The sequence below is a fragment of the Kitasatospora sp. P5_F3 genome (assembly GCF_054049135.1).
On sequence record NZ_JBFUMY010000010.1, the window covers coordinates 1 to 12,228 of the forward strand.

7 protein-coding genes are annotated in these 12,228 nt (G+C 71.6%); all 7 read left to right on the forward strand.

Annotation, left to right across the window (positions count from 1 at the left end; genetic code table 11):
* Positions 1–627: 627 nt before the first annotated feature.
* The 7 genes from ACXJMZ_RS08140 (at position 628) to mobF (ending at position 11,756) form a co-directional block, all read left to right on the forward strand.
* The gene (locus tag ACXJMZ_RS08140) at positions 628–1,143 is read left to right on the forward strand and encodes a hypothetical protein (RefSeq protein WP_457029289.1); all 516 of its coding nucleotides are present in this window, start codon (positions 628–630) and stop codon (positions 1,141–1,143) included.
* Between the two features lie 80 nt (positions 1,144–1,223).
* Positions 1,224–1,706, forward strand: a complete 483-nt coding sequence (locus ACXJMZ_RS08145) for a hypothetical protein (protein WP_457029290.1) — start codon at positions 1,224–1,226, stop codon at positions 1,704–1,706.
* A 91-nt stretch (positions 1,707–1,797) separates the two neighbouring features.
* The gene (locus ACXJMZ_RS08150) at positions 1,798–2,796 is read left to right on the forward strand and encodes a DUF2637 domain-containing protein (RefSeq protein ID WP_457029291.1); all 999 of its coding nucleotides are present in this window, start codon (positions 1,798–1,800) and stop codon (positions 2,794–2,796) included.
* The gene (locus ACXJMZ_RS08155) at positions 2,759–3,607 is read left to right on the forward strand and encodes a phosphoadenosine phosphosulfate reductase domain-containing protein (protein WP_457029292.1); all 849 of its coding nucleotides are present in this window, start codon (positions 2,759–2,761) and stop codon (positions 3,605–3,607) included. The genes ACXJMZ_RS08150 and ACXJMZ_RS08155 overlap by 38 nt, the downstream gene beginning before the upstream one ends.
* Positions 3,604–4,935: a hypothetical protein gene (locus tag ACXJMZ_RS08160; RefSeq protein WP_457029293.1), complete on the forward strand. Its 1,332-nt coding sequence runs from the start codon at positions 3,604–3,606 to the stop codon at positions 4,933–4,935. Before ACXJMZ_RS08155 ends, ACXJMZ_RS08160 begins: the two co-directional genes overlap by 4 nt.
* A 59-nt stretch (positions 4,936–4,994) precedes the next feature.
* The gene (locus ACXJMZ_RS08165; RefSeq protein ID WP_457029294.1) at positions 4,995–6,005 is read left to right on the forward strand and encodes a helix-turn-helix transcriptional regulator; all 1,011 of its coding nucleotides are present in this window, start codon (positions 4,995–4,997) and stop codon (positions 6,003–6,005) included.
* A gap of 735 nt (positions 6,006–6,740) precedes the next feature.
* A complete protein-coding gene (mobF, locus tag ACXJMZ_RS08170; protein WP_457029295.1) occupies positions 6,741–11,756 on the forward strand; it encodes a MobF family relaxase in 5,016 nt (1,671 codons plus the stop codon).
* The last annotated feature ends 472 nt before the right edge of the window (positions 11,757–12,228 follow it).

Here is a 12,228-nt window from a genome sequence, read left to right on the forward strand (position 1 = left end):
GGAGCGCCGGGCCGACATCTTCGCCCACTTCATCCAGGGCGCGGACCTGTCCGCCGGTGGAGTCCTGCACGCCGTGACGTCCGTCGCCCAGACCCTCCCCGACGCCGATGAGGCCCACGAACTCGAATCGCTCGGCATCCGCGCCATGGAGCTGGCCGCCTCCCTGTGACCGCCCCGCCGCCCGGCCCACTGTGGCCGGGCGGCCCGGCCCGGCCACCACAGCTCAGCCGCGATACCGGGAGAGCCCACCTACAGGCTCTACGAGGATCGCGCGGCCAAGGCCCGCGAGCAGCTCCACCGGACGACCATCGGCATCGAAGCCGCCATCCGCGAGCTGACGGACACCGCCGCCGAGGCGGACCGGCCCGGCTGACCGAAGCCCCGGCTGCCCAGCGCGAAGCCGGGCGGCCCCCGGCAGGGAGCGCCGGGCCGACATCTTCGCCCACTTCATCCAGGGCGCGGACCTGTCCGCCGGTGGAGTCCTGCACGCCGTGACGTCCGTCGCCCAGACCCTCCCCGACGCCGATGAGGCCCACGAACTCGAATCGCTCGGCATCCGCGCCATGGACCCCGCGTGGCACTTCCTGCTGCCTACCTTCACCCTTGACGCACCACCAGGAGAACCACGTGCGCACCTTGCCCCACACCGGGCTCCAGACCCCCGACCAGCCCCGCTACGAGATCACCAGCTGCCAGGAGTTGGTACTGCTCCGCGGAACCCCCTTCCTGGCTGCACTCAGCCACGCAGGCCACAAGATCGGCACCGCCCAGAACTACGGCGACGGGGACGCCACGGAGTTCGTGCCCCACGGGGACTTCCCGATGGCCGACATCGCCCGGTTCGCCGACGCCTGCCGGCTGAACGGCAAGCAGGTCGGCCTCTCCCTGCTGCTGGACCTGCTGATCGAAGAGTTCAACGTCAGCCGCTCGCTCCGCGCACAGGCGCTCCACGGCCGCACCCTGCTCCGCGAAGTCGGCCCCGACGGCAGCACCGCCATCAGCGGCACCATCCCGACACCCGCCACCACCGACGACCGCCGCCGCCTGCGCGAAGCCCTCGGCCTACCGCTCACCCCGGCCGCCGCGACCCAGTTCTGGAACGGCAGCCACTGGGAGAACCTGACCGGCACCGGCGAGTCCTGACTTGCCCCGGCGCGGGCACGGACACCTGTGAGCGCACCGCGACCAGCCCCCCTCACCCGAGCAGCGCAGGAGTCAGCAGCATGCCCCAGTACATCGTCGCCGTCGACGTCATCAACGTGCACGTGGTGCCCGTGCTCGCGCCCACCTCCGAGGCCGCCGAGGCCGAAGCCGAGCGCATCGTCCAGGCCGACCGGAAGACCTGGTTCGACCACACCGAGCCCCTGGTGGTCGGCGACGCCCAGCCCGAAGCCGAGTGGCACGCCGAGCAGGAGGCGCTCAGCCGCATGGGTATCGGTGGGATGCCGGGCCCGCTCCGAGCCAGCCGGCCCACGGACACCGCCCCCGAAGCCACGTTCACCGCACCCCGCACCGACCATCACACCGACGGCACCCCGTGCCCTCCCGAGCACCGGCACACCACCAGCGGCACACCACTCGTTGAGGGATGCCCCGGCCGCGCGTACTCCAAGGCCGCGTGCACGTGCCGCGAGTGGTCGATCGAGTCCCCCGGCAAGGGCTACGTGGACGACGAACGCCGCCGACACCTGCGCACCACCCACTGACACCAGGCCCCCACCCCGACCCACCAACAGGCGCCGCCCGGAGGGCAACCGGACCGCGACCTGCCCACGAAACCCGAGAGAACACGACCACGTGACCCCGACCCGCACCGGCAGCGCGGCCCGCGATGACACACCCGCGCAGCCCGCACCGCACCCGCCCCAAACTCTCCTCGACAGGGACGCACTCACCGCCGACATCACCGTCGGCATCCTCGGCGTTGCGAGCTTCGCCGTCAGCTTCACCCACGTCGTCCAGACCGCCACCGCGGCTGGCCAGACCGGGTGGGTGGCCTACGCCATCGCCGTGTCCGTCGAGCTGATGGCCCTCGGCTCCGTCTCCGAGATCCGCCGCCGCAAGCGCCACGGACAACCCGCCCGCTGGCCCCGCGGTGTCCTGGTGCTCGGCGTCGTCATGAGTCTGGCCGCCAACCTGGCCGTCGCCCAGTCCACAGCCTGGGGATACGTGATGGCCGCCTGGCCCTCCCTCGCCTTCCTCGCCGCCGCCGGAATCATCGAGTCCCGCCCCTCCGGCCCGCAGGCCGCTCCGGCACAGCCCCAACCCGCCGACCCCGGCACCGACGAGCAACGAGCCGCTTCCGACGGCCACCCCCTGCCACCCCACGCCGACCCGGACCAGTCACTGGCCCCGGCGGACGACCGGCTCCAGGACCAAGCCCCCGTCGAACCCGCCGCCGCCATCGAGGCCGCCCACCCCGACGAGCAGCCAGCCCCGCAGTCACCGACGGAACGGCCGACCAAGCTGCGCGTCATGACCGAGCTGCTGGCCGCGCTGCGCGCCGATCCGCAGTGGAAACCGGACTACGACGAGCTGCTCCGCACGACCGGCTACAGCCGGTCGTGGTGCGAGAAGCGCGTAGGCGAAGCCCGCACGCTTCACCACGGCCGCGCCGAGGCCGACCCCGTCCAGGAGCCCTCCGACCGTACGGCCGAACCGTGGCCCCTCAACCCGGTCCGTACGTCCCAGGACGCCGACGGCCGGCCTCTCACCCCCACCTCCCGGCCCGCACCCAACCCGTACGAGGAACCTGCACATGAGCACCACCCTCCACATACCGCCGCAGCTGCGTGACGCCGACGCCTATGTGCTGAACAACAGTGCGGGCAAGGACAGCGCCGCGATGCTCCACCTGTGGGCCACCAGCGCCACCGACGAGATGCTGGAACGCACCACTGTGTTCCACCTCGACCTCGGCAGCGCCGAGTGGGAGGGAGTCCCGGCCCTTGCTGCCGAGCAGGCCGCCGCGTACGGACTGCCCTTCGAGGTCCGCCGCCGCGCGCGCGGCGGCCTGCTCGACCTGGTCCGAGCCCGGGGCCGCTGGCCCGGCCCCGGCACCCCCTTCTGCCGTTCGTACTTGAAGCGGGACGTGGCCAGGAAGTACTACACCGAGCTGACCACCCGACTCGGCGTCACCGGCCGCCCCGCGCACATCGTCACTGCCCTCGGACTGCGCGCCACCGAGAGCACCGTACGGGCCCGCCGCCCGGCCGTCGCCCCTGACCGCGCGGCCGGCTCCGGACGGCGCCAGATCACCACCTGGCTGCCCGTCCACCAGCTCAGCACCGACGCCGTGTGGAAGACCGTACGGGCCAGCGGCATCCCGCCCCACCCCGTCTACCGGCGACTCGACCGCCTGTCCTGCAAACTGTGCCCGTTCGCCGGACGCAACGCCCTCATCACCGCCGCACGAATGGCACCGGACACCGCACTCGACTACGCCCTGGTCGAGGACGAGATCGGCCAGCCCTTCCGCCGCGACCTGTCGATGGCCCGGATCATCGAAGCCGCCGAGCGTGAGGAGCCCAGCCCCGTACGGGCCCTGCGCTCGTGCGGGGCCGACCCTCGTACGCTCCCGCACCGTACGGGAGTGTGCGCCGCATGATCCGTACCGACCCCGCACCGGCTGCAGCCGGCCTGCCGGTCGTCCTCAGCTTCGGCATGGGAGTGGACAGCACTGCCATCGCCCTCCGCTGGCTCACCGAACCGGCCAGCCGGAACTTCCCCCTCGACCAGCTGACCGTGCTCACCGCGATGACCGGCGACGAACCGGACATCACCCGCAGGCTCACCGAGCAGCACCTGCTGCCGCTGCTGCGCGACACCGGCACACGCTTCGTCCAGATCAGCCGGACCAGCCAGCGCGGCGGATACACCGTGCTGGACGACTCCCGCACCCCGCGACGACTGATTACGCGCGGGCCGTGGCGACTGTCCGATGAACTCCGGGCCAGCGGCACCGTCCCCCAGATCGCGGCCAAACGCCGGCTGTGCAGCTTGCACGCGAAAGGCGCCGTGCTCGACGGGTGGCTGGGCGACGAGTTCGGCGGCCGACCCTTCCGGCACATCCTCGGCTTCGCCGCAGAGGAACTGCGCCGGGCCGAGCGCGACGAGGGCTTCACCGCCATCGGCCGCCGCCCCGAGTACCCGCTGATCGACGAGTGGGGATGGGATCGCCACCAGTGCGAGCAGTACCTGCTCGACACCTTCGGCGAACCGTGGTCGAGGAGCGCGTGCGGGTACTGCCCGTTCTCGGCCGGCCGCCACGGGCGGGCCGAACTGATCGAACGCTGGCGGGCCGAACCAGCGGTCGGTGCCCAGGCCCTCGCCCTGGAATACACCGCGATGGCCCTCAACCCGCGCTCGAAGCTCTACGGCACCGCCTCCGCCCAGGAGCTCGCCCGCAGGCACGGACTGGCCGGCGTCCTCGGCGAGTTCGAGGAGCACCTGCGACGGCAGCACTGGAGCGTCTACGAGGTCCGGAGGATCATCCACTCCCGCCGCGACGACCCCGCCGCGAAGGGCGCCGCCTGGCGCAGCGTACGCACCAGGTTCACCGGCAGCCGGGCCGAGGCCGCCGCCGCGCTGGCGTCCCTCACCGATGGGGGAGCCGTCACCGACCAGTACGGGATCACCCGGTCCGAGATCATCCCCCGCACCAGCGGGTACCCCGCGATCGAGATGGCACTGGCCCTCGCACCGGCCGGGGTCACCGACAAGGAACGACCGGCGTTCGGGGCGTGGTGGGAACGACTGCACCACCAGGCCGACCTCACGTCTTCGGTCGCGCTCGCCGCGCGACCGAAGCGGAAGTCGGGGGCCAGCGGCACGGCCGAAACCGTACCGACCTCGATGGGCCGGCTTGGGCAAGCCGCTGACCCCCTCCCACGAAGACCGATCCCGAAAGACCGCTACCTCGCATCCGTAAACTAGTACATGTCGAGCCGGGGAAGCGCTCGCCCCTTGAACATCCACCCCGAGGAGACCAGCCGATGGCCCCCGCCCCGACACTCGCCGAACGGTTGGCCGGCGCCACCACCGACAGCCTCAGCGTCGCCGACATCGTCACCACGACCGGCCTGTCCGAGTCCACCGTCCGGCGCCTCACCAAGGAGCCGGGGTGGCCCGCCCCCGACGAGCCCGGCGACCACCACGAGCAGCGGTACCCGCGCGAGGCGTGCGCCGCGTGGATGCGCGACAACCAGGCCGCTCGGATCGACGTGGCGGAACTCCCGGGGGCCGACAGCGACCGCGTCACCATCACCGAGATCGCGAACCGAACCGGTGCCAAGCGCGCCGCCGTCAGCCCGCTGCCCACCAACTACAAGAACAGCGCCGACCCGTTCCCCACCGCCGACGCACTCGGCACCTACAACTGGGGCGAGGTCAAGCAGTGGCTCGGCCGGCGGTCCCGCCGCACCGGCCCTCGCGGCACAACGGAAGTTCCGGCCCCGGCCCCGGCCGAAGCTCCGACCACCACACCGGTGCTCGACGTGCTCACCACCGCCATGATCGAGCGGCTGACCGGCCGCACCAAAGAAGCCGTCAAGACCCTGGTCCGCCGCCCCGAGATCGCCGACCTCAGCAGCGGCAAGGTCGGCCGCTCCCGGGTGTGGCCCGCCGCCACCCTGCTGCCGCTGCTCTGGCAGCTCGGCTACCTGCCCGCCTCGGGCCCGCTCACCACCGAGCAGACCACCGTCCTGGTCGAACTCGGCTACCTCCCCGCCAAGGGGAAGCCGACCCTCGAACAGGCCGCCACACTGCTCGAATTCGGCTACGACCCCAAGGGCAGCGTCGAACACCGTGCGTGGCTCGCGGGGCCCCACCGAACGGCGACCGAGCTGGCCAAGCACTACGGCGTCACCATCAGCGCGATCAGCCAGCGGATCAGCCGCGCGCAGAAGGCCGGCCAGCCCGTGCCGCACCCTGCCGACACCGAGGACGGCAAGCGCTACGACCCCCGGGCCTTCGACGCCTTCTGGAACCCCCCGGCCGGCCAGTAGCCACCGAACACCACGACGGCGCTGCCGACCATCATGGGCCGCTGCGGTACTCCGTTCATCAGCCTTCGGCTTCCCGCAGCTGGCCGCCTCCGCCAGGACCGCCCGTACCTCCGCAAGCATCAGCCCCGTCAGCTCCGCGATCTGATCACGCGGCTCACCCAGATCGTGGAGCCTCACGACGGCCAAGTTCGCCAGCCGCTCCGGCTCCTGCGCCGCTGTCTCCGCGTCCGCCAGGATCTTCGCCGCCCGAGTGCTCGCGCTCGCCCGCAGTTGCTCCGCCCTCCCCGTCTGCTCGTAGTAGTCGGTCAGCGCCGACTCCACCTGCCGCTCGCGCCGGAGACGCTCCGCGTCCCGCGCTGCCTTTGCCTGCTGCGCCGTCCGAGCCGCACTGGCCCGCGACGCCGAAATTCGTCCGCTCATGCATTGAACATAGCTGAAAAGGCTTAAGTCACAAACCCCTTTGAATCCCTCTCGATAAACGTCGATAAACGTCGAGAGATTCCGATATGAAAACCGAGGCGCACGTCACAAGTTCAACGCAGCGAGCGTCCTAAGCTGGCCATCTGCCAGCACCACCAAGCCATCAAGACACCTCTTGCAGATATTCTGAGCATGGTCCGCTGCGCGGGGCTAAAGTGCCCGTATGGCATTTGATGAGGCAGGTGAATCGGCGGCTCGAATAGCCGCCACGCCTACCCTCATCCAGGGCTCGGAAAGCTGGGGGTGGTCGCGTTGATGACCATCCACAAGCTCACCGCAGGCAACGGCTACACCTACCTGACGCGCCAGGTCGCGGGCGGCGACGTACAGCGTCAGCGGGGACAGTCGGCAGCCGACTACTACACCCAGAAGGGCAACCCGCCGGGCATCTGGCTCGGACGCGGTACGCCCCTGCTCGGGCTCGACGGTGCCACCGTCACCGAGAAGCAGATGCAGGCGTTGTTTGGCCTCGGGCAGCACCCGGATGCCGAGCGGATTATCGCCGAGCACCTGGCCGCCAACGTGCGGGCCGACATGGACGACGAGCAGCTCAAGGCCGTTCGCGCCGACGCGATCAAGGCCGCGACCCTCGGCCGCAAGTACCCCGAGTACAAGCCGCTCGACCCGTTCGCCGAGCGTGTCGCGGCACGTCTGGCCATCGTCGAGAAGCAGGCCCGCCGCGAGCCCAGCCGCGAGGAGATCAAGAAGGTCCAGCACGAGGAGTCCACCCGTCAGCGTGCCGCCGTTGCGGGTTTCGATCTGGTCTTCGCCCCGGTGAAGTCCGCTGCGGTGTTGTGGGCGCTGGACGAGCGGGAGGAGGTCCGCGCCGCCGTACGGGCGGCTCACGAGGCCGCCCGCGACGCCGCGCTGGAGCTGTTGGAGGAGCACGCCGCGTTCACCCGCACCGGCAGCACCGGCCAGGCCCAGATCGAGACCAAGGGTCTGGTCGCGGTCGCGTTCGACCATTTCGACTCCCGGGCCGGCGACCCCAACTTGCACACCCACGTCGCCGTCGCGAACAAGATCCAGGGCATCGACGGCAAGTGGCGCTCGTTGGACGCCCGCGGCCTGCTGGCGATGACCGTGGCCACCTCCGAGTTCTACAACAGCCGCTTCGAGACCGAGCTGACCGCCCGGCTGGGCGTTACGTTCGAGGCCCGCGAGGACTCCGTCACCAAGCGGCAGCCGGTGCGCGAGATCGTTGGCGTGCCGACCGAGGTGATCGCGCACTTCTCCTCCCGTCGGACGGAGATCGAGGCCCGCTACGAGCAACTGCTGAGCGAGTACCGGCGCGAGCATGGCCACGACCCCTCCCGGGGTACCTCGCACAAGCTGGCCCGCCAGGCGAACCTTGACACCCGCGAGGGTAAGAAGGCCGCCCGCTCCTTGGCGGACATGCGCGCCGACTGGACCCACACCGTCACCACCGCCCACGGTGAGGGCGTCATCCAGCGCGTGATGGCCGTCGTTCCCGCGCCCGGAACCGCCTCGGTCGCCACCTCGCAGGATGAGCCGAAGCCGGTCGAGATCCCGACTCTGGCGAGCGCTGTGCTGCACGCTGCCGCCGAGGAACGGGCGGTGTGGACGGTGTGGAACCTGCGTGCTCACGCCGAGCGCTTGGCCCGCTCCGAGCACCCCACCACCAGCACCACCGAGCACCAGCAGCTGGTCGAGGCGATCGTCACCGAAGCGATCTCCCCGGCGCACAGTATCCGCGTCGACGCCCCGGCCCTGCTGAGCGAGCCCGAGGAGCTGCGTCGCTCCAACGGCGACTCCATCTTCGTCCAGCACGCCTCCGCCCGGTACACCAGCAGCACCATCCTGGACGCCGAGCGTCGCCTGGTCACCGCCGCCACCACCCCCGTCACCGCCGGACTGTCCGCCGCGTTTGTCGGCGCCGCGATCGACGGCTTCGAGGCCCGCAACCGCGCCCTGGACGAAGGCCAGCGCGCCCTCGTCACTGCCTTCGCCACCGACACCCGACTGCTCTCGGTCGGCCTCGGACCGGCCGGCTCCGGCAAGACCACCGCCATGCAGGCGTACGTCCACGTCGCCGCCCAGGCCGGCCAGCGCGTCGTCCCGCTCGCCACCTCCGCCGCAGCCGCCGCCGTCCTCGCCCGCGACCTCAAGCAGCCCGCCGAGAACGTCCACAAGTTCCTGTGGGAGTACACGCGCGGCACGTACGCGGGCCGCCTCCGGACGGGCCAGCCGGTGCCCGACAACCGAGCCGGCTTCGCGCTGAACCCGGGCGACGTGGTCCTGGTGGACGAGGCCGGAATGGCGGGCACTCTCAACCTGGACAACCTCACCCGCATTGCCGCCGAACGCGGCGCGACCGTGCGCCTGCTCGGCGACTACCGCCAGCTCGCCTCCGTCGAATCCGGTGGCGCGCTGCGCCTGATCGCTGCCGAAGCCGGTGCCGTCGAGCTCACCGAGCTCCACCGGTTCAGCGACAAGGCGGAGGCCGCCGCCACCCTCAAGATCCGCGTCGGCGACGGCGGCGGCCTGGACTTCTACTTCGCCAGCAACCGGGTCGTCAGCGGCTCGCTCACCGCGATGACCGAAGCCGCCTACCAGGGCTGGAAGTCCGACATGCTCGCGGGCCGCACCACCCTGATCAGTGCCCGCGTCGGCACCGATGTCACCGCCCTGTCGGCGCGTGCCCGCGAGGACCGCGTGGCCGCTGGCCAGGTCGACACCGACGGTGTCCTGCTGCGCGACGGCAACCGCGCGGGCAAGGGCGACTGGATCGTCACCCGCGACAACAACCGCAAGATCACCACCAACCGGGGCCGCGACTTCGTCAAGAACGGCGACGCCTGGCAGGTCCTTCGGCGCTACGAGGACGGCTCGCTCACGGTCCGCCACATGGAGCACCGCGGACGCCTCACTCTGCCCGCCGAGTACGTCGCCGCAGGCGTCCAGCTGCTCTACGCCTCCACGATCATGCGCTCCCAGGGCGGCACCGTGGACACCGCGCACCCGCTGGTCACCGAGGACATGACCCGCGAGGAGCTGTACGTCCAGCTCAGCCGTGCCCGCCACAAGACCACCATCTACACCGCCACCCACGAACTGCTGCCGTTCGAGACCGACGAGCAGCTCGACCAGCCCAAGAACGACCCCGACTCCTTCGCCGCCCGCGAGGTCCTGGAGCGCGTTCTGGGCCGCGAGGGTGCCCAGTTCTCCGCCACCGACGCCATCCGAGGCGCCCAGGAAACCGCCGTCTCACTGGCCACGCTGGCCCCCCGCCACCAGCACGCCATCGAGACCCTGACCACCCCCTACTACCACCAGCTGATCCACCGACTCCTCGGCCCCGCCCTCGCCGAGCAGATCACCACCGACGACGCGATGACCGCCGTCGTCCGTGCCCTGCGAGGCGCCGAAGCCGCCGGCTGGCAGCCCGAGCGGCTGATCGCCGCCGCCACCTGGCGCGGCGACCTCGCCACCGCAGACTCCCCGGCCCAGGCCCTCGCCTGGCGCCTGAACACCATCACCGAAGACCGCCTCGCCCCCGCCCACCTCAACGCCCCGACCACCGCCGACACCACCCGCTACGCCGCCCTGGTCGCGCAGCTCACCAACCTGCCCGCCCACCGGCTCGACCCCCAGACCGCGACCGCCGAACCTGCCGCCCTGCGCATCGCCCCCACCGCCGCACAAGCCCCCGACGCGCACCCGCACGTCTCCGCCGAAACCCTCAACCGCTACGCCACCGCCACCGCCACCGCGCTCAACACCAGCACCGACAAGGTCACCGTCCACCCGCAGTGGCCCCACCTCGCCGGCGCTCTGGCCGCCGCCGACCGCACCGGCCGCGACACCACCACCCTGCTCACTACCGCCGCCACCCAGACCACCAACACCAGCGACCCGGTCACCGCCCTGACCCGCGCCGCCCGCACAACGCTGGCCACCGACGGCATCCCCGAGAACCACCAGCAGGCCCCCCAAGCCCTCCGCCACCAGGCCCTCGTCGCCGACGTCCTCGGCACCGAGTACGCCACCCGCGCCCGGGGCGAGAACACCTGGCCCGCCCTCACCACGGCCCTGCGCCGCGCCGAGACCGCGGGCCACGAACCCGCCGCCCTGCTGCGCCAGGTCGCCGAACACCGCACGCTCACCGGTGCCGACAGCCTGAGTCAGGTCCTCGCCTGGCGCGTCGGTCGCCACCTCGCCACCGAGGCCCCGGCCACCACGGGGCAGCCGACCGATAGCGCCGAAACGGAGCTGTGGCGCACCCTCGCCTGGACCCTCAAGACCATCGAGAACACCGGCACCACCGCGGAGTCCGCCCTCTCCCAGGTGACCGGCCGCCCGGCCCTACCCGAACTCCTCCTGCACGCCCAGCAGCAGGCCCTCGCCAACACCCGTGCCGCATCCGGTCGCGCCGACCTCCCGGCCTGGATCAGCGCCGTCCCGCGCTCCACCACGGCCAACCTGGACCACCACGGCTACCTCACCGAGAGCACCGCACTGATCTCCACCCGCGTCTCGGCACTCGCCGACCGCGTACTGGAGAACCGCCCGGAGTGGAGCCGAACCCTCGGAGACGGCCCGGCCGATCCCACCCTGCGCGCCCAGTGGCAGCAGCAGCTCGCTGTCGTCGCCGCCTACCGGGACCAGTACAAGGTCACCGACGACAACGCCGCCCAGCCCGCCGGCCCCTACATCGAGGAAGGCCGCACCGGCCACGACGCCTTCTGGCACGCCACCGAAGCCGCGATCACCGCCCGGCGCATCGCCACCACCCCGACCACCCCAGCCGTCACCACCACGTACGCCGACCAGAAGGCCCTCCGCCAGCTCGCCGCTGACGTCTACCGAGCGCTGCCCGAGGCGGACCAGGCCGAGATCCTGCGGACCGTCGCCACCCGCACCGGCGCCACCTGGCTCACCAACCTCCCGCGCCTGGACGACGCCGCCCTGGCACAGCAGCACGTCGCCGAACACGTCAGCACGGTGCTCGCCGAGCGCCGCCAACTCACCACCGAAGCCGTCCAGCCCCAGCAGCCCCAGATCGAGGAGCGCCGCCAACCGACCCTCGCCGAGCGTCGCCGAGCCGGCCGCCAGGCCGAACGCCAAGCCCACCGCGAACAGCTCCAACAGCGCGGCGGCCAGCCCGCCGCCAAGGCCCGCACCACCTCGCCGCGACGGACCACAACCACAGACCAGCGCCCCGTCGAGGCACCGGTCCAGCGCCCCGTCGTCCAGCAGCCCATCCAGCCCCCACAGCAGCAGGACCGGCAGGGCCCGCGGATCCGCTGAGCATCGGACCACCAGTGGCAGGCTGACCGGCGATCTGCCCGTTCGTCTGGTCAGGGCAGCAGCCGTCGGTGGCACCGGGTACGGTGCAATTCCACAACAGGTCAATCAGGGGATGCGCATGGGGATCAGTGGACTCGTCCGGGTGGAGGACCGCGAGCTGGACATCCTTGGGCCTGCGGCGCCGCCCTCGAAGAGCTCCTACGGCAGGCCGACGACAACGGCACCCGCCCCAGCGTCCTCGTCCTGGCCCGCCGGTTCTTGATGAGCAACGCCACGTTCCGGCGCCACTTCCCCAGACCTCGCCCAACGGGTCGCCACCATGCGCTCGACGCCACCGCCCCCGGCAGAGTCAAGGCCGGCCGACCCGCTACGACACCTTCATCGCCCGGAACGCGAAGCTGAAGCGGCGGAACCGGGATCTCACCCAGCACCCGGCCATCGCCGCGCCCAGATCATGCGGCTCACCCTGGAG